Origin of the sequence: Paenibacillus phytohabitans (assembly GCF_013141775.1) — a bacterium.
GTDB classification, from domain to species: domain Bacteria; phylum Bacillota; class Bacilli; order Paenibacillales; family Paenibacillaceae; genus Paenibacillus_AQ; species Paenibacillus_AQ phytohabitans.
This window is the reverse complement of the sequence record NZ_WHOB01000069.1, coordinates 93,293-114,939: the sequence shown is the minus strand read 5'-3', so window position 1 is coordinate 114,939 and position 21,647 is coordinate 93,293. Positions and strand designations below refer to the sequence as shown.

Here is a 21,647-nt window from a genome sequence, read left to right as displayed (position 1 = left end):
ACCATTTATGGCCTGGAGGACATCCCTGTTTCTATTTTACGGCTATGACGTTGAAGAATCCGACTTGATCCGTTCCTTCTCCAGCACCTCTTTGAGGTCATCCTGGATACGGCGGTTCCACAGCGGAACACCGGAGCGGTAAGCCGCCCGGCCGGTCAGGTGGGCTGACAACGGTGAAGTCATAAATACGAAGACGATCCCCAGCAGCAGCTTCGCGCTGATGAAATCCAGGAAAAAAGCAAAGTAGAGGAACGCCCCGGTGAGCACACACAATACACCAAGCGTAGCGCTTTTGGCAGCAGCATGTGATCTTAAATAGACATCCGGCAGACGGATCAGCCCCACAGAGCTGACAGCACTGAGCAGTGCACCTGTCAGGATAAGCAATACGAACAGCAATTCAACGGCCGTCCTGATCATTTCCATATTCAAACACCACTCCCCTTTCGATATATCTGGCCAGCGCCATCGTTCCGATGAAAGAGAGAATGCCGATCAGCAGAATGTATTCAATGAAGGCCTCAGTCTTGAACAGGATCGAGAGAACCGCCACCATCGCCAGCAGGTTGATTCCGATTGTATCGAGTGCTGCGACCCGGTCAGGCAGCGAGGGTCCTTTGACCAGCCTCCAGGCGCAAATCGCAATCGAAATGACCATGATCGAAAGTGACAGCATGAGTATAAAATGAATCATGAACGGGTCACCTCCAGAATCGCTCGTTCGAACGTATTGCGGATATTCGCGCCGAACTGTTCCACATCCTGTATATCCATCGCATGAATGTATAACGTCCGGTTATCTTTGGATACCTCCAGCACCACAGAGCCCGGAGTCAGGCAGAGCAGTGTAATCAGCACGGCAACCTCCCAGTCCGACTCCAGCTCCGTATGGTACATTAGGATGGCCGGGCGGATGTTGAGGTTCGGCCGAAGCACCGCCTTGACCACGATATAGCTGGATACAACAAGTTCCCGCAGCAGCAGGCCAGCCAGCTTCACAATAGCCCATACCTTGCCAAGATACAGCCGCCCGTCAAAGAAGCGCCGCATAGCCATAAGAACGGCAATACCCAGCACATACCCGACAATGAAGCCGGAGGCCGTCCAGTCATTATTCAGGAACATCCACAAGAACGCTATCATGAGATTTAATAATATTTGAAAGGCCATCTTCATCTACTCCTTCATGACAGCGTTAATGTACACAGCGTTAATGTACTCTGCCGGATCAGCCAGCACGGCCCCGGCTTGGGCCACAAGCCCGTTCACCGTTTCGGCGCCGACCCCCATCAGAATGATGAGGACAAACAGCACGGCAGCCGGTGCCATCATTGCTTTGTAGCGCAGCGGATGGACTTCTTCCTCGCTTCGTTCACCACCCCAGAATACTTCCTGGAACACTTTGATCAGCGAATAGAGCACAACGAAACTTGACGCCAGTGCAATAAGTGCAAGAGCGACGTGCTGCTCCCCGAAGCCGCTGCGGACCATCATCACTTTCCCCGCGAAACCGCTAAGCGGCGGAACGCCCACCAGCGCCAGAGTCAGGATGAAAAACATCCAGCCCGTCCATGGATACCGGCGGATCAGGCCGCCCATTTGCCGCAGCTGCTCCGTTCCTGACGCTGCAATAATCATACCGCCCAGGAAGAACAGCAGCGCCTTGGCAATCATGTCGTGCATCAGATAGAACACTACCCCGTTTAATGAATCCTGGGTTGCCACCGATATGCCAAAGGCAATAAAGCCTACGCTAATCACAATATTGTAATTAAAAATCCGGCTCAGATCATTGTAAGCCAGCGCGCCGACAGCTCCAAGAATCATTGTTGCTCCGGCCATCCAGCCGATCAGCGAATGTGTCAGCCCCGGATCATGAACAAAAATCAGGGAGAATGTTCGTGTGATGGCATACAGACCAACTTTGGTCAATAAGGCACCGAACAGTGCCCTTACAGCCAGGGGAGGAGCACTGTATGAATCCGGCAGCCAGAAGAACAGCAGCAGACCGGCTTTGAGCGAGAAGACCAGCAGCAGCAGTACAGCAATTACATTCATGACACCGCCCTGCCCCGCCTCCGCTACACGGACCGCCAGATGCGCCATGTTAAGCGTACCTGTCGCAGCGTACAGATAAGCAATTGCCGCTACGAACAAGCTGGAGGAGATCACATTGACAAGAATATATTTCAGTGTCTCCCGCAGCTGAACCCGGGTTCCGCCCAGTACAATCATCGCATAGGAGGCAACCAGCAATACCTCGAAGCATACGAACAGGTTAAACAGGTCTCCCGTAAGGAAGGAGCCGAACACACCGGTCAGCAGGAAGTGGAAGAAGGTATAGTAGTAGAACCGCTCCCGCTGTTCCCCGATGCTTGCGAAGGAAAAGAACAGGCAGGCCGCGCCAACAACCGCCGTGGTTAATACCAGCAATGCCGCAAACATATCAGCAACGAAGACGATGCCGTAGGGCGGCAGCCACCCTCCCATGTACAGCGTTTGAATCCCGTTTGTATTCACCTGGTACACAATAATTATCGCAACAGCAATATTGACAAATACACTGATTGCACTGATTATACGCTGCAGGTTAATTCTTTCTTTCAGAAAAATGAGGATTACCGCTGTAAAAGCCGGAATCAGCAAAGGCAGTACCAGCAGATTGTTCATGGTCTCTCCCCCTTGCTTCCTTCCACATCATCCATGCCTGCCGAGCGGTATGCCCGGTAAGCCAGCACGATGAAGAACGCGGATACCCCAAAGCTGATTACAATCGAAGTAAGGATAAGCGCCTGCGGCAGCGGATCGACATAACTGTCCGCTTTCTCGCCAAGCAGCGGTGAAGCACCAGTCTTAAGTCCCGCCATGGTCAGCAGCAGCAGATGAACACCGTGAGTCAGCAGTGTTGTCCCCAGAAGGATGCGGAGCAGGCTTTTGGATAAGACCAGATATACACCTACGGTAAACAAGACGCCGATCGCCAGGGCAATAAGGATCTCCATCAGTTATCCCTCCCGATCGTAAAGATGATATTCATGGTAACACCGATCACTGACAGGTATACGCCCAGATCGAACAGTGTTGCTGTAGTAAGCTCGGTCTTGCCCATCACCGGCAGCTCGAAATAGCCGAAGGTCTGGGTCAGGAACGGAACATCGAATACAAAGGAACCTATCCCTGTGAGAAAAGCTATAGAAATTCCGGCCGCAATTAACTTACGGTAATCGACAGGCAGCACCTTCTCTACAAACTCTGTACCGAACGCAATCGAGAGCAGCACGAGCCCGGCTGCAGCCATCAATGCGCCGATAAATCCGCCGCCCGGATGGTTGTGTCCGGCAAAGAACAAATACACAGAGAAGGTAATAATAATCACGAAGGCCACTTTGGCCACAGACTGCAGCAGCACATCATTACTGCGCGCATAACGCGGCTTGTTATCGTCCGGCACATCTCTGACCAGATCAGGCTTGCTGCCCGGTTCAAGCTGCAGCTTAATCATTGAATAGATAGCCAGCGAGGCCAGACCAAGCACCGTAATCTCAAACATGGTATCAAAGCCGCGGAAATCCACCAGCAGCACGTTGACTATATTTTTGCCGCCGCCGAGGGTATAGCTGTTCTCCACGTAGTAGCTTGAGATGGACTCGAACGGACTGCTTCCAAGCGCCGCCAGTGCGACAAGTGTCATCGTTGCCCCGAATCCTACGGCGATGATCAGCTTCGGGATCTTCACCCGGAATTTGACCTTCTCCCGCTTCAGTCTGGGCAAATGCCGGAAGCAGAGCAGGAACAGCGTCACCGACACCACTTCGACGATCATCTGCGTAAGCGCCAGATCAGGTGCACGGAACAGGATGAAGAGCAATGTCACCATATACCCTACCATTCCCGTTAACAGAATTGCCGCAATCCTGGACTTGGCGAACGGAATCGCGAGCGCACCTGTCAGCATGACCAGCACGGCCACGACTTCAAAGAAGGTGACCGGAGCATACTGCCCTTGGCCAAACGTAATTCCGTCTGCGTACAGCAATGAACCGCCAACTACAACAATAATCAAGGTGAAAATATACATCAGATAATGGCGCATGGAGCCTGTCATATATAGCCCTGTCACCGAACGGGACACCCGCTCCACCAGCCGGATACTGCCATCGTATACCTGGTTCAGTGTGTACCCGCTGCGCCATTCCTTATCGACCAGACTTAACCGGCCATACACACGGTATACGACAATTCCCAGCAGGATCACACCCAGAGTCATCCACACTTCAGCTGTGAAGCCATGCCAGAAATAAATGTTCACATAAAAAGGCGAGCTTGCCGCAAGCTGCGGATGAATAGCATTCATTCCCGGCACAATCAGTGTCTTGGACAGGATGTTCGGGAACAGTCCGGTGATAACAGCCAGCAGTGCCAGGAGAATCGGAGGAAGCAGCAGCCCAAACGGTGCTTCATGCGGCTTCTTATCCAGCTTCTCGGGCTGGTATTTACCGAAGAAGGTATGGAAAACCATAATCATGCTGTATGCAAAGGTAAATATGCTTGCAATCCAGGCCAGCACCGGAAAGATCGTGAAGAAAGATTGCGGGCTGAGGATATCCAGCTGTCTGATATTCAGTACAGCCGTGAAGAACATTTCCTTGCTCAGAAATCCGGCAAACGGCGGGAGGCCTGCCATGGAGAAGCTGCCGATCAGCGCTACCGTGAAGGTCACCGGCATCAGTGACACCAGTCCTCCCAGCTTGCGCAGATCACGTGTATTCGTCTCATGGTCGACAATCCCGACCACCATAAACAGCGAACCTTTGAATATGGCATGATTAATTAAATGAAAGAGGGCAGCCGTTGTTGCGGCGGTAAAGAACACAGCCTCTTCGCCCGTATAGAATGAAGCTGCCGATCCCATTCCCAGTAATCCCATAATCAGCCCCAGCTGGCTGATTGTAGAATAGGCTAACAGAGCCTTCAGGTCCGTCTGCTTCATCGCCTGGATCGATCCATAGATCAAGGTGATCAGGCCGACGCCCGACACAATCCAAAACCACTCATGTTGCCCCGCAAACACCGGGCTGAAACGCGCGACCAGATACAGTCCTGCTTTGACCATCGTGGCCGAGTGCAGATAAGCGCTGACCGGGGTCGGTGCTTCCATCGCATCCGGAAGCCAGATATGGAACGGAAACTGGGCCGATTTGGTGAAAGCCCCCAGCAGAATCAGAATCATCGACGGTATGAACAGCGGCTGTCCGCTGATGTCCCCGGCCTGGCTCCAGATTTCGCGGATGCTGAAGGTCCCGGTCATGCCGTACAGCATCAGGAAACCTGCGAACATCGCCAGGCCGCCGAAGACCGTGATCAGCATCGACTTCAGTGCGCCGTAGCGTGACTTCTGTCTGCGGTGCCAATAAGCAATCAGGAGGAAGGAGGATACACTTGTCAATTCCCAGAAGCCGTACAGGACCATCAGGTTATCAGACAGCACCACCCCGAGCATTGCGCCCATAAAGATCAGGAGATACACATAAAACGGAGTCAATTCTTCCTTGCGTTTGTCCAGATAATAAATCGAGTAGAAGATGACCAGCATCCCCATTCCCGTAATTAACAAGGTGAACAGCAAACTTAATCCATCCAGATGAAATACCAGATTAATGCCAAGGGACGGAATCCAGGATACAGTCTCATATCCGGAATCCCCTCCCTTAATGACAGGAATCCGGGTCAAGAAATAAATGAACAACGCCAGCGGTCCGGCAAGTACAAGCCAACCTCGATGGAGCCTGGCCATCCGCCCGCGTAGAAGCGCTATCATTAGGGCCAGCAGAAACGGAACTAGTACGGTTATATGCAGCAAAGGCAAGCCTCCTTTTCCACTCTACAAAATAAGTTGTGAACAATGGTACTTACTTCTGGAAGTAACAACGATTATAAGGGATCGCTTAGTGTCCCCTCGCAGATATGCAAATATCTCGCTTTACCATCTTGCTCAATTCTGAACAAGCCATTCTCAAATTCCGTGTGCAATTCGTGAAAAAATTTCCCTTTAATGAAATCCTGACCTTCCGGCTCATCGCTGAGCTGATAAACGCCCTCATTCTTCACCAGATAGGAGATTACACCTTCTTCATGCGTCTCTTCAAGACCGGCGCGCATCCGCTGCACTGCCACAACATGCAGATCCATCATCTTCATTTTGCTGATCAGCTCATTGACAAAATTGCGCTTGGTCAGCTCCTGCCACAGTGTCTGGGCGGATTGTCCGATAATAATCTGCGTGACATCCTTCTCTTCTGCCGCTTCAACGATTACATCCGTTGTCTTGCGGCCCCGGCGTTTGCGGACCATAAACTCTGCGCCGGCCTCCTCGGCCAGACGCTTCCAGACCGCCATGAACATTTCTTTGCTCTGATTGTATTCATCACTATCCGAACTATCCACATTGAGCACATAGAGCGGTGCCCCCAGCATCTCAGACAGCTCGACTCCACGCCGGATTAAACGCTCCCCGTGCGGACCATAATGAACGCATACCATAATTTTTTCCTTGTGAATGACCTTCGCCCTCCTGTAACATGGGCAAGAAATACAAAAGGAGCCTACTGGCGTTAGGCCCCTTTCTGTTGTTTCAAACCCTAAAAATTATACTTAAATTATATCTATTCCGATACTGTTTGTAAAGTTTACGGACAAGGATATGACAACATTGAAACATAATTACCATTATATTGAAGCCTAAATCAGTCCTTTCCCAAGCCATATCTGGCATCGCATGTAAGGTTCATAGAATTTCTTAATGACCACCCCAAAAATAATTGATTGGTAAATTGATGTTAGGTTTTATAGAATTCTTTTAAATTAAAAATAATTCCGGGGCTGCCCGAATCCACTATCAGACAGGGAGTGCTAGCTAAAGTGTCCATCGTTCATTCCGTTACTTCAGAAATTACTAACCAGGCTGTACAATATGTTCATCAGATCTACGCGGAGGTCCAGCAGCGCGACCCGCAGGAGCCCGAATTTCATCAGGCGGTCAAGGAGTTCCTGGATTGTCTCGTGCCTGTCCTGGCCCGTCATCCGCAATATATGAAGCATGGGATTCTCGAACGGCTGGTTGAACCCGAGCGCAGCATATCCTTCCGCGTGCCCTGGGTCGATGATGCCGGCAAGGTCCGGGTCAACCGCGGTTTCCGCGTTCAATACAGCAGCGCCATCGGCCCTTACAAAGGCGGACTCCGCTTCCACCCATCCGTTTATCTTGGCATTATCAAGTTCCTGGGCTTCGAGCAGATTTTCAAAAATGCCCTGACCGGCCTGCCCATGGGCGGCGGCAAAGGCGGCAGTGATTTCGATCCGAAGGATAAGTCGGATCAGGAAGTTATGCGCTTCACCCAAAGCTTCATGACGGAACTGTACCGCCACATCGGCCAGGATACGGATGTTCCCGCAGGGGATATTGGTGTCGGCGCACGCGAGATCGGCTATATGTTCGGACAATATAAACGGATTCACGGAGGACATGCGGCCGGGGTTCTCACCGGAAAAGGGCTGCTGTATGGCGGAAGTCTTGCGCGTAAGGAGGCAACCGGTTACGGCTGTGTATACTTCGTGCAGGAAATGCTGTCATCGACACGGGGAACCAGATTCGAGGGCAGCCGGGTAGTTATCTCGGGATCAGGAAACGTCTCTATTTATGCTATCGAGAAGGCTCAGCAGCTGGGAGCTCTTGTTATCGCGTGCAGTGATTCGAACGGATACATTCATGATCCGCAAGGCATCAACCTCGCAACTGTCAAAAGACTGAAGGAAACCGAACGCCTGCGCATCAGCGAATACGTGAAGGAGCATCCGCATGCACAATATATTGAAGGCTGCAGCGGAATCTGGAGTCTGCCTTGCGACATCGCCCTGCCTTGTGCCACACAGAATGAGCTTGATCTGGCATCCGCCCGGACGCTGATCCTGAATGGAGTCCAAGCCATCGGTGAAGGGGCTAATATGCCGACGACAATTGAAGCGGTAGAATTGTTCCTTGAGAATAATGTATTGTTCGCTCCGGCCAAAGCGGCTAATGCGGGCGGTGTAGCTGTCTCGGGACTTGAAATGAGCCAGAACAGCATGCGGCTGGCCTGGAGCTTCGAAGAGGTCGATGCCAAGCTGCAGGAGATTATGAAGAATATCTACCATAGAACGGTACAGGCGGCAGAGGAATACGGGGTGGCCGGTAACCTGGTGGCTGGCGCTAACATCGCCGGTTTCCTGAAGGTTGCCGACACTATGCTGGCGCAGGGGATTGTGTAACTAAATAAGCAGCAGATCAACGGCGGGCGGAACAAGCCTTGGTTATTACGAGCGAGCAGCTTGGACTGCCCGGAAAGATGCTGTTGCTATACGTATAGAACTTCCCTGTAGAGCTAGGCCTGAATCTATCGTTGTACATATTGTTGTACGTAGTGCAACATAGATTCACTGATATTGGGGAATTTGTAAGGATTGTTGTATGAAATACAACAATTGTCCCTTTTGCCGCGTGAATGCGTGGGAAATGCTGCTTTTTATACAACAATTCTTGATTAGACCCGATATTATGAGGGAAATGTTGTATTTCGTGCAGGATTTCAGTATGACTATTAAGTCCAGCTTATTTAGTGACCGCATTTGTCCGGTTACTTCCACTCACTATGAATCAGAGGTATTTCTACCTCTGATTTTTTTTGATTCCAGCAGAACCTGCAGAAGGGGTGTCTCAATAGCCATACAATGGCTGCTTGAGACACCCCTCGTTTTTTGAGTAAGCAATACTTAAGTTTGCGGTGAGAACGCTCCGCGAACAGACCGTTATTCCTATTGCTGTGCTTTTTAAGCAGGATCAGGGTTTATCCCGGGCTAGCCCCGGCCGGATCATCGTCATCACAGCAGCCGGCTGCTCGCACCAGCATGCCCGTTGCGCACTCTTCGCCAGACTACAGCAGCTCGCGCCGCAGCGTCTCTGCCGATTTAGGGGACAGATGGCCGAGCGGAATATCGAATACCGTCTTGGCACCCTTATGGCCTTCATGCTTCAGGCGGACAGCTGCGCGGGCATAGGCTACCAGCACGCTGGCCGTAAATTCAGGATTACTGTCCAGCTTCAGCCCGAATTCGGCAATCTGCTTGCTTCCGCCGCCGGTTATACCACTACGGATAACGAAGCCGCCATGCGGCATGCCGGAATGCTTCGCAGCAAGCTCTTCCTCCGAAATGAAGTTGACCGTTGTATCATAATCGGCAAAATAATTCGGCATCTCCACAATGCTCCGGGTAATTGCTTCACGGTCTGCCCCATCTTCCGCCACTACGAAACATTCGCGGCGGTGCTTCTCGCGGGTAGTCAGCTGCGGGGTCTCTCCGCCGCGGATACTGTCAATGACCTCCTGGACAGGAACGGTATATTGCACGCCTGCCTTCACACCGGGAACGCGGCGGATCGCATCCGAATGACCTTGGCTGACCCCGGTGCCCCAGAAAGTATAATCCTCACCTTCCGGCAGGATTGACTGCATCAGCAGACGGTTCATGGAGAACATTCCCGGGTCCCAGCCCGTTGAGATCACACTGACCGTCCCGCCGGCTTGTGCTGCCTTGTCCACTTCAGCGAAGAAGTCTGGAATTTTGGCATGGGTGTCAAAGCTGTCCACTGTATTAAACAGTCTGGCCAGCTGCGGGGTCTGCTCCGGCAGGTCTGTCGCTGATCCGCCGCACAGAATCATTACGTCGATTTTGCCTATGTATTGCTCGGCTGCGGATATATGCTCTGTGACTGTTCCTGTGATTTCCGCCAGCTGCTGCGGGTCTCTGCGGGTAAAAATAGCTGCAAGCTCCATATCCGGATTTTGTTCAATCGCCTGCTGTACCCCTTTGCCCAAATTCCCGTATCCTACAATCCCAACTTTGATAATTGAAGTCATGTCTAATATAGTCCTCCCTTGCCGGTTATCCCGGAGATATGAATCCTTTAAATTATAAGTATATATACATTACACGAAATGTAAACAATTAAGCGAATATAAAATGAATTTTCCCGGACTTGTCCTTTCCCCGTTCTTCACTTACAATGAGTCCAATTGATAATCATTCTTAATGAATGGGGTGAAAAATGAAGATACCAGCTGTAATAACTCATACGTATGGAAACAGTCATTACATAAAAACACCGGACGGGCGTCAGCTCCATTACATGGAGAACGGAGCCGGTCCGGTAACTGTGGTATTCGAATCGGGCATGGGCATGTCCCGCTCTGCCTGGGGGCTGGTGCAGCCGGTAGTCGCCAGATACGCGCGGGCCGTCGTTTACGACAGGGCGGGCAGCGGGAAAAGCGGTGCGGACCGGGCACCAAGGACCCTGAGCAGAATGGCCGATGATCTCATGTGCTTATTGAGCCACTTGGGAGCGGGCCCCTTCATTCTCGTCGGACACAGCTGGGGCGGCCCCGTTGTCCGCACAGCAGCTTCCCGGAACCCTGACATCATCCGGGGACTCGTTCTGGTCGATCCGACAGACGAGCATTGCGGGCTCTATTTCGAAGAAGCTTCCGTGAAGCATTTTGCGAAGATGAATACGCTTCTTCCGCTGCTTGCCGGAACCGGCTTATACAAGCTGATGGGAAGCAAGCCGGGCAAGGTGCTGCCAGCGGATGTCTACAAGGAACAGCGGCAGGAGGATTTCACTATGCGGGCAGCTCATACCATGGTTGCTGAGGGAGCAACCTTCCTGGAGGATTTACGGGCACTTCTGGCACATCCGCTGAGGCTGGAAGGCATTGAGGTGTCCGTCCTCTCCGGAACGCTAATCACCAGGATGGAACGGACTTTCCGGCCGGCGCTTCATGCAGCACATAAGCAGACGACAGCAGGATTGGCAGACGGCCGCCTGGTCGAAGCCCGGCAATCCGGTCATATGATCATGTACAGCGAGCCCGGGCTGGTCGCAGATGAGATCAGACGGATGATCGATTAGTCCGGGTTTACCGCTCCCTGTTCACCACATAATTCATTAAATGCTTCAGGAAGGCAATATTACGCGGAATCCCGCGCAGTGCCTCATTGGCCTTGCAATAGTGATCCCACATCTCTTTACTGGCCCCTTCTTGGCCAAGAATCGAGACGAAATTCGAATTATTGTTAACAGCATCGTTGCCGACAGGCTTGCCAAGAACATGCATATCCCCTTCCACATCAAGCAAATCATCCTTAATCTGAAAAGCAATGCCCATATGATAAGCAATTTTTTGGAGTGCAGCGATCTCCGTATCGCTAACCTCAGCCAGCATAGCCGGCATGACCAGACACGCCTCAAAGGCCACTCCTGTTTTGTAAAAGCACACATTATTCAGCTGCTCCAGCGTTAATGTTCTGCCTTTTGCATCCAAATCCATCGCCTGGCCCATACACATCTCCTCTGCCTTCCGGGCCGAATAACGGATCAAGGCAAGTACAGTCTCCGCCTTAAAGCGGTCAAGTGAGGCTTGCTCCCCAATCGCCTTCTGGATCAGATACAGACCGGTTAACTCCGCAACTGCACTGCTGTGAATCTCATGCAAGGTCGTGCGCCCTCTGCGGGTAGAGGCATTATCCTGGGAAGGCAGATCATCGAAGATCAGGGAGGCGGTATGCATATATTCAAGCGAGCGGAGAAGCGGAATTATGGCTGCCGGCTCCAAGCCGTATTCTTTCACACCCATCACCCAGGTTAGAATCGGTCGCACCCGCTTGCCGTCACCCTCCAGGCTGTAATTGGCCGCATCAATCAGCTGCTCCTTCATGGCCGGAAGGTCCTGCGGCTTAGCGAAGAGCAGTTCTTCATTGATCAGACTGCGGACACTTTTAAACGTAGCGAAGAACTCCTTCTGCTCCCTGGCATCCTTCTTCAAGTGCTCAATCATCCGGTCCCGCAGCAGCTTATCAAAAAAATCCACATCATCCGCTTTGTCTACCATGATCTGAATGAGCCTGTTAAACTCCGGGTTGCCTGCTGCAAAAATCCTCAGCGTCTCATTATACTTTTCCGTCCCGACACGTTCTTTATAACGTTTCAGCCCGTTAATTGCCCGGTCAAGAATAACCTCGCGGGACTTGGCATCGGAATGATATACACTGTGGATCAGATTGGAGATGACCGCCCAGTATAATTCAAAAGGATTAATCAGATCAGGCCTTTGCTCATGATATTTCAAATAATAGGTATACGGTGTTACGGCTCCGTCACGCATATCCTCGGTCATATCCGCGAAATCATCGGCAAGCTGATTGTAGAGGCCAAAAAAGAAGGTCCGCTCTTCAAATCCCTCATCCGCAGGCGCACTAATCACCGAACGCGCAATGAGCCGGGATGACGATGACTTCAAGATAACGGGGATGAACAGATCCTCGTTAGTATAATCTCCCCTGGTGAGTACCTTGACACGGTCCATATCCTGAGCCTGAAAAAAGACATAAGACTGGCCGAAAAAGATATGCTGCGTCTCCGGATGCTGCTGCTGCTTAATATACTCGAATGCCTCAGAAAGCTCCGAATGAATGTATCCGATCAGCTTCATATTCTGGCCGGACCAGCCGCCCAGCCCAGGCACAATCCCGGTAACCAGTGCCTCACGGATCAGCTCGGAGTACTGTTCTTTCTCACGAGCCGTCAGTATCCGAGAATCCAGCAGATCGTCAACGAAAGGATACGTCAGTCCATAGGAATAGCCAAGCCTGATCGCTTCATCCAATCTCCGGGACCGTTCCACAGGCGCAGTATCACCGTCCATCTCTTCTATAACATGCAGTATAACGCCAACGATAATCTTGATCAGCTTGCGCTGGGCATGCTCCGCGTTCATTCCCTCCGGTATATGGGCAGCTACAGATCTTAATTTGGCAAACACCCAGATCACTGCAGCTTCTATCCCCTCCTTCTGCGCCCAGCGGTATACCCCAGTCAGGTTCATGAAATCGGGTTCTTTTCCTGCGCCTGAGCGGGCTGACTTCAGCAGATTCTGGTTCAGATCAGCGATGGTTCTCCTGATCCGTTTCTGTGTATCTGGAGAATCCGGCGCCTTACCCAGATCCCTCATATAAATGTACGAGACGCTCCGGTCCAGATAATCATCCAGCTTCCCCGAGTAATTCAGCCATTGAATGTAGCGGTAATAATCTTGGGTATCCGGCTTTTTCTTCCCCGCTGACCATAGAGACAACACGGAGAAGCGCCGGATATGCTTCTTTTTCCACTCATGGATATCCGCCGTCAACGCCGTCACATAAGATTGGCTCTTCAACTGATCATGGAGTGAGCTTAAGTAGCGGGCTGCCTTCTGCTCTGCCTGCTGATAATCTGCATGGGGATGTTCTCTGACAATTTCATTCATAGGATGCACAACCTTAGCTTCATATTGGTTTATCATGCTGTATGGGGGTCTTTGAACAAATGGGGAGCCTGCTTTTTATCCTTATACGAACAAGTGGCAGCATGGTTACGAAATCAAGTTAAGGATTGACAAACGGGCAATAAACAATTAAAGTTTTAACAGTTACATCATTGATAATGATTATCAATTTCATAAATTTATCATTGAAAGGGAGATTATCAGAAATGAAGAAATTGTTGTTACCTCTACTCATCCTTACCCTCCTGCTACTAAGTGCCTGCGGCAATAATGCAAGCAACAGTGCAAGCAACAGCACGGCTGCTGCCACAACTACACCGGCACCCGAAGCCAGCGCAACTGCAAGTGCTGACAACAGCAGCACAGATACCATTACATATGAGTCCGAAACCGGACCTATCGAAGTTCCCGCCAATCCCCAGCGTGTTGTAGTTCTTGCAGGGTACGCAGGTAACCTGCTCGCTCTGGATGTCCCCCTCGCCGGAGTGGATTCCTATATCAAAGCAAATCCTAATTTCCAGGATCAATTGAAGGATGTCGCCGAAGTCTCCGAGGAGAATGTGGAGAGTATTCTGAATCTCAAACCGGACTTAATCATTGCTTCGTCAGACACCAAGAATCTGGACAAGATGAAACAAATCGCACCGGTGGTTACCTATACATACAACAAAGTGGATTATCTGACCCAGATCCTGGAGATCGGCAAAGCGGTTAACCAGGAGCAGAAAGCCGCTGACTGGATTGCTGATTTCAAGGCACGTGCCTTGGCGGCCGGTGAAGAAATCAAAGCCAAAATCGGTGCGGATAGCACGATCTCGGTTATTGAAGGAGATTCCAAGAATCTATACACCTTCGGCAGTGCCTGGGGACGCGGTACAGAAATCATCTATCAGGCTATGGGGCTGAAGATGCCGGATAAAGTGAAGGAAATGACAGCCAAAGACGGATACTTCAATTTGTCACTGGAAATCCTGCCGGATTATATGGGGGATTACGTTATTTACAGCAAAGACCCTGCCGGGGATGCTTCCTTCCAGGACACTTCCACTTACAAGGATATCCCTGCCGTCAAAAATAATCATGTCTACGAAATAGATGCTACATCCTTCTATTTCAACGATGCTCTGTCGCTTGACTATCAGCTTGATTTCATTTCCAAATCATTGCTGGGAAATTAATTATTATTTAGGAATCCAGCCAGGTTGAAACCGAAAAAAAGGAGCGCAAATCGCGTTCTTTTTTTTCGCAAATTGATAAGGAACGGATGGTCGAAATGGAGAAACAGTCTCCGCAAAAGCCGATAAACTCAACTTTTGTGCTTAAGCTGCTCGTCAGCATGATTTTATTTGTGATTGTATTTGCCGTGGCGGTCAGGCTCGGTGCCAAAAATGTTTCACTGGCGGATATTTGGAGCGCCATCAGCAACCCGAAGGCTACGGGTGGTGATATCTCTATCATCCGTGAACTGCGGCTCCCCCGCGAAGTCGGCGGCATTCTGGTAGGTGCCGCCCTCGCTGTTGCCGGGGCAATCATGCAGGGTCTAACCCGAAATCCGCTTGCCGACCCGGGACTGCTTGGTCTGACAGCAGGTGCCAATGCTGCCCTTGCGGTATCCTTCGCCTTCATCCCCTCCATCGGATACTACGGAATTATGATCGCCTGTTTCATCGGCGCAGCCTGTGGCGTGATGCTGGTGTTCGGCATCGCTGCACTCCGGAGGCAGAATATGTCCCCTCTGCGGATGGTGCTGGCCGGTTCTGCCGTATCGGCCCTGCTGACCGCTGTAGCCGAAGGAATCAGCCTTCAATTCAAGATCTCTAAAAACGTATCGATGTGGACATCCGGCGGACTGATCGGCACTACCTGGGGCCAGATTACAGCAATTGCCCCTATTATTATCATTTGCCTTATCGTCTCCATTCTGTTGTCCCGTCAGCTGACAATCCTTAGTCTGAATGAAGGAACAGCTGTGAGTCTTGGGCTCAAGACGACTCAGGTTAAGATTGCTTTGTACATATTGATCACGCTGCTCGCAGGCGCTGCTGTTGCGCTTGTCGGCAACATCGCCTTCGTCGGCCTGATGATCCCCCATCTCGTGCGGGTGTTTGCCGGGACAGATTACCGCGCCATTCTGCCGCTGTCCGCCATTTCCGGCGCCACTTTTATGGTGTTCGCCGACACACTCGGACGGATGATTGACGTCCCGTTTGAAACGCCTGTCGCCGCGATCGTGGCTGTGCTGGGCCTGCCGTTCTTCCTGTTCATTGTCCGTAAAGGAGTGCGATCCTTCTCATGAAACCAGCCCGGCTGTATCGTAATCAACCGCTTGTCGTATCGCTGCTCATGCTTCTTATCCTGGCTACCATCGTTATCGGAATAGGGATTGGATCTTCCCCGGTGTCATACGGGAGACTGATTCCGACAATCCTCGGGCACGGTTCTTTCGAGGATAATTTTGTACTGTTCTCCATCCGACTCCCCCGGATACTGATTACGCTGCTCGCAGGTATGGCGCTTGCTTTATCCGGTGCTATTCTGCAGGGCATTACGCGCAATGAGCTGGCGGATCCGGGAATTATAGGCATTAATGCCGGGGCCGGGGTCGGGGTTACCGTCTTTTTCATCTTTGCATCCATTGACGCCGGGTCCTTCATATATATGATTCCGCTTGCGGCATTCGCCGGAGCCCTGGTAACCGCTGTACTCATCTATGCCTTCTCCTACACCCGCACCGATGGCGTTCAGCCGATCAGGCTGGTCATCACCGGAGTCGGGTTCTCCATGGCGCTCTCCGGCGTGATGATCGTACTCATCTCTTCGGTGGACCGGACCAAGGTGGACTTCATCTCCAAATGGCTGGCCGGTAATGTGTGGGGTACGGACTGGCCTTTCGTTCTCGCCCTGCTGCCCTGGCTGATCATTCTGGTCCCTTATGTGCTGTACAAATCCAGAACACTGAATTTGCTTGCTCTGAACGAGCCTACTGCTATCGGGGCAGGTGTGGCAGTCTCCAGAGACCGGGTCCTCCTTATGCTGGCGGCGGTTGCGCTGGCGGCGTCGGCTGTTTCGATGACCGGCGGCATCGCCTTTGTCGGGCTGATGGCTCCGCATATTGCCAGAGCCCTGGTAGGAGCACGGCATCAGCAATTCGTGCCGGTATCCATATTAATCGGCGGCTGGCTGCTGCTGCTGGCGGATACGATTGGCCGTAACCTGACCCAGCCTGACGGTATCGCTGCCGGAATAATGGTTGCTTTTATCGGCGCTCCTTATTTCCTGTATCTTCTATTGAAGAAAGAAGGGTAGTACTGACGCAAACTCTCCGCGTAAGCCCACTCCATAGACTAACGCCCTACATACTATATTGGGACCTGACTGCATACATGCAGTTAAATTGTTAGCTCAAAAGGAGCTGGAATCATTGAAATCAGGAACGAGACTTACCGGGCGGGTGATCTATAAAGGTGATCCGGGCTATGAAACGGCACGCAAAAATTGGGATCCGCATACGGACAGATTCCCGAAGGTATTTGTCTTCGCACAGAAAACGCAGGATGTAGCCAACGCCATCCGCTGGGCCAACGAGAATAACATCCCTATCCGGCCAAGAAGCGGCCGGCACTCGCTGGAGGTCAATCTGTCCCAGGTCAACGGAGGCATTGTCATCGATGTAAGTGAACTGAAGAGCATCAAGCTCAATAAAAAATCGGGAACTGCAGTTGTGGGACCGGAAATACGGTGGGAAGAATCGCCCATACGCTTGCGCGGCAGGGATACATGGCCCCTTTTGGGGATAGCCCAACTGTCGGAATCGGGGGCATTACACTAGGCGGGGGAATTGGGCCGCTTCAGCGGACCGTAGGTCTGGTCAGTGATAATCTGATTGAGCTTGAAATGGTGGATGCCAAAGGCAGAATTATTATTGCCAATAAGAACAGCAACGCCGATCTCCTCTGGGCTTCCCGCGGGGGTGGCGGAGGTAATTTTGGAGTCTGCACCCGTTATAAGTTCAAAGTGCGTCCCGCGCCGGCCACGGCGACCGTCTTCCGCATCACCTGGCCCTGGAACCAGTTCGAGAAGGTACTCAAAGCCTGGCAGCGCTGGGCTCCTTCTGTTAACACCAGACTGGGCAGCGAGCTATCCATTGGTCCCAAAAAGGGCGGTAATGTCAGCATGCTGGGCCTGTTCCTCGGATCAAAAGCAGAGGCGGTCCGCCTCTTAAAGCCCATTACGGACGTAGGGACGCCCACGAATCAATTGATCCGCTCATTACCTTATCCCAAAGTAGTGAGTTTCCTGCTGGCTCCCGATCCGGTGCAGACCCAAAGATTCAGCAACCAGTTCTCCAGCGGTTTCGGAAGAAAACCTTTCCCGGACACAGCGATTAAGTCTATGCGTGAGTTCCTTGAGAACGTGGAGGGCGAGTTCGCAGGGTTCTATTTCCTCAACTGGGGCGGGGCTGTAAGCCGTAAATCACCCAGATCTACCGCCTTCTACTGGCGTAAAGCGAAATTCTATGTAGAGTGGAACAGTTCATGGGTCAAGAAATCGGATGCTGCCAAAAATATTGCCATAGTGCGGAATACACGCCGGAAGCTGCAGCCGTTCATCGTGGGAAGCTATATTAATGTTCCGGATCAGGGGATCAAACATTCCGGTCCGGTTTATTATGGTGCGAACTATCCCCGGTTACGGAGAGTCAAAGCCAAATATGACCCCGGAAATGTATTCAACAATCCGCAAAGCATTCCTCCGGCCCGCAAGGTATAAGAATAAGGTTACGAATCAACACATAGGGCAGGCGCAGATCAGAGAGCATATGATCTACGCCTGCCCTCTTGCAGTTGCTCAATATTTAACTATACAAAAATCAGATCCAGAAAAGAATCAATGAGATGAGCCGGACTGTCCAGTCCTTTTTCCGTTTCAGAATGCTCGGACATATTGAGTTCAACCAAACCATGGATGAAAGCATACATGATTGCGGTGGACTGATTAGGTGATTTCCGGATAGTCCCCGCCTTTTGAAGACAGCCCTCCACGTGTGCAAAAATAAAAAAAGCAGATTGTACAAGCTCCGGGTACATTTCCTTATCCCATTGCTTACGGAACATCAGTTGATAATGCTCGGGGTTGCTGATGCCAAAGTCGTAATAAGCCAGCAGAATCGTATATATAAGTTGCCGTGGCTCTGAACCCATTTCACTTAACCTGCTGATTGTACGATTCAGCATTTCAAAATTTCCGGCCACAATCGCTGCCAGCAAATCATCTTTATTCTTGAAATGTCTGTACATTGCAGTCCGGGATAAGTTTAGTTTAGCTCCCAGATCACGCATATTAATAGCCTCAACACCATGCTGATCAATCATTTCCCGTGTGACCTGAAGCAGTTTTTGTTTGGTATCGCCATTATTTTTCATAGTATCCTCTGGTGAATAAGAAATGTAATTTGTATTATAATTTTACCCCATCTTGTTGACACCGTCAACATACTGGAGGTATACTCTATCCATGTTGACGGTGTCAACTAAAGGAATGGCGGAATTTTTATTTTAAATATTCTATTGAAGGAGAGTGTATTCACAATGAGTCTGCGTAAACAAACGGTTATTATTACAGGGGGAAACTCGGGACTAGGTTATGAATCCGCAAAGCAGATTGCCAAATTTGATAACAATTATGTGATCCTCGCCTGCCGCAATGCGGTGAAAGCCAAACAAGCTGTAGACTCCTTAATACAAGAAACAAACAATAACAACATCACTTCTATGGAACTGGACTTATCCTCCTTAGAATCGGTCAGAAGCTTCGCAGGAGAATTCTCAAAAATGGATTTCCCGCCCTTATACGCACTAGTGTGCAACGCCGGAGTACAGTTTATCGATGCTACGCATTATACCAAAGACGGGTTTGAAATGACCTTCGGCGTAAATCATCTTGGACATTTCCTCTTGGTTAATCTGTTGCTTGATCAAATCGTACCTGAAGGCCGAATCGTGGTTGTCAGCAGCGGAACGCATGATCCATTGAAAAAAACGGGAATGCCAGAACCGGCGTTCACCACTCCTCAAGCACTGGCTCACCCTGACACTGTGAGTTCAAAAGAAGGAATAGCCCTCATAGGAAGGCGCCGCTACACGACCTCTAAACTATGTAATCTATATTTCACCTACGAGCTGGCCGAAAGAATAAAGCAGCATACGGACAAAAAGATTACCGTTAATGCTTTTGATCCTGGAATGATGCCCGGCACCGGTCTGGCTCAGAGTTACACCCCTATATTAAAATTTGTCTGGAATTACATTATGCCGGTAATGACATTATTTGTTCCGAATGTAAATACCGTTCGTCAATCCGGAAGAGCTTTAGCCAATCTGGTAACCGATGGGAAGCTGAGTCAGACAACGGCGAAGTATTATGAGGGTAAGAAAGAAATTAAATCCTCAATATTTTCGTATAACAACGACAATTGGAAGAGTCTATGGAGTGCTAGTATAAAGATGACCAAATTGGAGCAAGCGGAAACCCTGCTGAAAATATGATAATTTGCTATTAAACTGAACATAAAGAGGCCCGCATGTATCCACGCGAGCCTCCTTCTTATGGTTGCAGCCTTTTACTGTCCGGAATTAGCCAGGAATTCATCAATCTGCCGCTGAACTTCTGCGATGATGGTATCAATTCCAGCTTCCTTCACCTGTGCCTGAAGCTTGGCCAGTCCGCCGTCCACATCCTTCACTGAACCGTATTCCAGCGGAATGCCATATTGCAGCATCACATTACCGACATTAGCTACCTCGGTCTTCACTTTGCTGTTATCGAAGACAAAGGTCTCCAGCGGATAGTGGTAAACCTCAGCTTCCCATTTGTCAGTCAGCGCATTGCCTTCGTCAGGGAAGGAGGCGTTGTCCCGGTTCAATGGAGAGTTAAAGCCCCAGTTGGAGAATCCGGTATAGTTAGCATTTTTCTCAGCATTCGTATATTTATCGTCGCCAACCGGATTATAATGCACAGCCGTAATGCCGTTCATCATCAGATCATGCAGTTCCTTGTCATTCTGCAGCAGATCAATCACCATCAGTGAACGTTCAGGGTTCTTGGTCGTAGCGTGAATGGAGACCCCGTTCTGGGTGGAGACAGCCACAGACTTCTTCTTGTCCGGTGTAATATCAGCCAGAGCCAGCTCATACGGTGAATTTTTCTCGCGCATATCTGTCATTAAAGCCCCAAGTGTGCCAAGATTGTGTGTGATCGATGCTGTCTTGCCTGCACGGAACTCCTGCTGGTGATCCAGCTTGCTGTTGAGTGCGCTCTTCGACCAGGCGTTGTGATCCGCAAGATCTTTATAATAGTAGACAAGCTCTTTGAATTCCGGAGTTTCGTATACATTGAATACCTTACCGGCCGGATCTGTCAGCTTGAAGCCAATCGGCAGATCAAAGTCGAACATGTTCCATTCATTCTGCTGCTTCAGCAGGACCCGGTCCAGATTGTGCAGCTTCCAGTCCCCTGTCTCCGGTACGAACGGAGTGACACCCTGCTCCTTCTCGGAGACCGTCTTGAGATAAGTAGCATACGCCTCCGGGCTGTTGATCTCCGGCAGATTATATTTCTTGCGCAGGTCCTCCCGGTACAGGATCAGCTTCTCAATCGTTTCCCCGCGGTTCTGAGGCACCATATATAGCTTGCCGTTCACCTTCGCCTGACCCCAGCCCACCTCCGGCATGGCTTCCCAGGTCATCGGCGCGTATTTCTGCAGCAATTCGTCGGTCAGCTCAAGAAACCCGCCTTTGAGGGCCTGATCATTATAGCCTGCCCAGTTGGCAGAGTAGATGAGGTCAAAATTCTCATTCGCCGCCAGCTTGAGCGGATATTTCTGCGCCCAATCCGACCAGTCCAGGAACTCGGCTTCCAGCGTAGCGTTAACTTTCTCCTTCAGCTTCTTGTTGATCTCGCCAAATACCAGGTCATAGTCGACTGGTTTAGGCCCTACAAAAATCATCTTCAGTGTTACGGGCTGGGACGTATCCACTGTGCCGGAATCCCCGGCTGGGCTGGCATTCGTCCCTGCAGCTTCTGTCGCGGCTGCCGAAGCCTGCGGCTCCGCCGTGCTTCCTCCGGCATTACCGTTGTTATTGCCGCATGCAGCGAGCAGAGAGATCATCAGTATACCGGACATTAGTGTTAATCTTTTTTTCTTATTCAATTGAATTTCCCCCCAGCTTATGTGTAATC

Annotated in this window: 18 protein-coding genes and 1 pseudogene; 8 read left to right on the top strand and 11 right to left on the bottom strand. The window is 50.8% G+C overall.

The window, feature by feature from the left end; translation table 11 throughout:
• Positions 1 to 42 precede the first annotated feature (42 nt).
• The 7 genes from mnhG to GC101_RS23820 form a co-directional block, all read right to left on the bottom strand.
• Positions 43 to 426, bottom strand: a complete 384-nt coding sequence (gene mnhG / locus GC101_RS23850; protein WP_171719643.1) for a monovalent cation/H(+) antiporter subunit G — start codon at positions 424 to 426, stop codon at positions 43 to 45.
• On the bottom strand, positions 401 to 694 hold the full coding sequence (locus GC101_RS23845; protein WP_039306104.1) for a Na(+)/H(+) antiporter subunit F1: 294 nt from the start codon (positions 692 to 694) through the stop codon (positions 401 to 403). The genes mnhG and GC101_RS23845 overlap by 26 nt, the downstream gene beginning before the upstream one ends.
• On the bottom strand, positions 691 to 1,170 hold the full coding sequence (locus GC101_RS23840) for a Na+/H+ antiporter subunit E (protein ID WP_042136855.1): 480 nt from the start codon (positions 1,168 to 1,170) through the stop codon (positions 691 to 693). Before GC101_RS23840 ends, GC101_RS23845 begins: the two co-directional genes overlap by 4 nt.
• A gap of 6 nt (positions 1,171 to 1,176) precedes the next feature.
• Positions 1,177 to 2,670 (bottom strand): Na+/H+ antiporter subunit D, encoded by a 1,494-nt coding sequence (locus GC101_RS23835; protein ID WP_171719304.1) that lies wholly within the window; start codon positions 2,668 to 2,670, stop codon positions 1,177 to 1,179.
• The gene (locus GC101_RS23830) at positions 2,667 to 3,002 is read right to left on the bottom strand and encodes a Na(+)/H(+) antiporter subunit C (RefSeq protein ID WP_039306114.1); all 336 of its coding nucleotides are present in this window, start codon (positions 3,000 to 3,002) and stop codon (positions 2,667 to 2,669) included. The genes GC101_RS23835 and GC101_RS23830 overlap by 4 nt, the downstream gene beginning before the upstream one ends.
• A complete protein-coding gene (locus tag GC101_RS23825; protein WP_171719303.1) occupies positions 3,002 to 5,866 on the bottom strand; it encodes a Na+/H+ antiporter subunit A in 2,865 nt (954 codons plus the stop codon). Before GC101_RS23825 ends, GC101_RS23830 begins: the two co-directional genes overlap by 1 nt.
• Before the next feature lie 65 nt (positions 5,867 to 5,931).
• Complete coding sequence (locus GC101_RS23820) at positions 5,932 to 6,540, bottom strand: universal stress protein (protein ID WP_042136847.1); 609 nt, start codon at positions 6,538 to 6,540, stop codon at positions 5,932 to 5,934.
• A gap of 408 nt (positions 6,541 to 6,948) precedes the next feature.
• Between GC101_RS23820 and gdhA the strand changes: the two genes are divergently transcribed.
• Positions 6,949 to 8,304, top strand: coding sequence for an NADP-specific glutamate dehydrogenase (gene gdhA, locus GC101_RS23815; protein ID WP_425497160.1), 1,356 nt, complete (start codon positions 6,949 to 6,951; stop codon positions 8,302 to 8,304).
• Positions 8,305 to 8,966: 662 nt separating this feature from the next.
• Here gdhA and GC101_RS23810 read toward each other — a convergent pair.
• Positions 8,967 to 9,950: a diaminopimelate dehydrogenase gene (locus tag GC101_RS23810; RefSeq protein WP_171719301.1), complete on the bottom strand. Its 984-nt coding sequence runs from the start codon at positions 9,948 to 9,950 to the stop codon at positions 8,967 to 8,969.
• A gap of 188 nt (positions 9,951 to 10,138) precedes the next feature.
• Between GC101_RS23810 and GC101_RS23805 the strand changes: the two genes are divergently transcribed.
• Complete coding sequence (locus tag GC101_RS23805; protein WP_171719300.1) at positions 10,139 to 10,999, top strand: alpha/beta fold hydrolase; 861 nt, start codon at positions 10,139 to 10,141, stop codon at positions 10,997 to 10,999.
• Between the two features lie 7 nt (positions 11,000 to 11,006).
• On the opposite strand, the gene GC101_RS23800 is transcribed toward GC101_RS23805, so the two are convergent.
• Positions 11,007 to 13,400 (bottom strand): polyprenyl synthetase family protein, encoded by a 2,394-nt coding sequence (locus GC101_RS23800; protein WP_425497158.1) that lies wholly within the window; start codon positions 13,398 to 13,400, stop codon positions 11,007 to 11,009.
• Positions 13,401 to 13,615: 215 nt separating this feature from the next.
• Here GC101_RS23800 and GC101_RS23795 point away from each other — a divergent pair, with 215 nt between their 5' ends.
• From GC101_RS23795 to GC101_RS36955, 5 genes and pseudogenes are all read left to right on the top strand, one after another.
• Complete coding sequence (locus tag GC101_RS23795; RefSeq protein WP_171719298.1) at positions 13,616 to 14,587, top strand: iron-hydroxamate ABC transporter substrate-binding protein; 972 nt, start codon at positions 13,616 to 13,618, stop codon at positions 14,585 to 14,587.
• Positions 14,588 to 14,682: 95 nt separating this feature from the next.
• Positions 14,683 to 15,705: a FecCD family ABC transporter permease gene (locus GC101_RS23790; protein WP_246354486.1), complete on the top strand. Its 1,023-nt coding sequence runs from the start codon at positions 14,683 to 14,685 to the stop codon at positions 15,703 to 15,705.
• Entirely contained in the window at positions 15,702 to 16,715 is a 1,014-nt protein-coding gene (locus tag GC101_RS23785; protein WP_042136839.1) for a FecCD family ABC transporter permease, read from the top strand. The genes GC101_RS23790 and GC101_RS23785 overlap by 4 nt, the downstream gene beginning before the upstream one ends.
• A gap of 145 nt (positions 16,716 to 16,860) precedes the next feature.
• Positions 16,861 to 17,273, top strand: a pseudogene (locus GC101_RS36960) (FAD-binding oxidoreductase); the annotation flags it as partial.
• 30 nt (positions 17,274 to 17,303) lie between these two features.
• On the top strand, positions 17,304 to 18,179 hold the full coding sequence (locus tag GC101_RS36955) for an FAD-binding oxidoreductase (protein ID WP_425497159.1): 876 nt from the start codon (positions 17,304 to 17,306) through the stop codon (positions 18,177 to 18,179).
• An 89-nt stretch (positions 18,180 to 18,268) separates the two neighbouring features.
• On the opposite strand, the gene GC101_RS23775 is transcribed toward GC101_RS36955, so the two are convergent.
• Complete coding sequence (locus GC101_RS23775; RefSeq protein WP_171719296.1) at positions 18,269 to 18,832, bottom strand: TetR/AcrR family transcriptional regulator; 564 nt, start codon at positions 18,830 to 18,832, stop codon at positions 18,269 to 18,271.
• Positions 18,833 to 18,997: 165 nt separating this feature from the next.
• On the opposite strand from GC101_RS23775, the gene GC101_RS23770 reads away from it, so the two are divergent.
• Entirely contained in the window at positions 18,998 to 19,954 is a 957-nt protein-coding gene (locus GC101_RS23770) for an SDR family NAD(P)-dependent oxidoreductase (protein WP_171719295.1), read from the top strand.
• A gap of 74 nt (positions 19,955 to 20,028) precedes the next feature.
• Here the strand turns inward: GC101_RS23770 and GC101_RS23765 are convergent, their stop codons facing one another.
• Complete coding sequence (locus GC101_RS23765) at positions 20,029 to 21,618, bottom strand: ABC transporter substrate-binding protein (RefSeq protein ID WP_342422828.1); 1,590 nt, start codon at positions 21,616 to 21,618, stop codon at positions 20,029 to 20,031.
• Between the last annotated feature and the right edge of the window lie 29 nt (positions 21,619 to 21,647).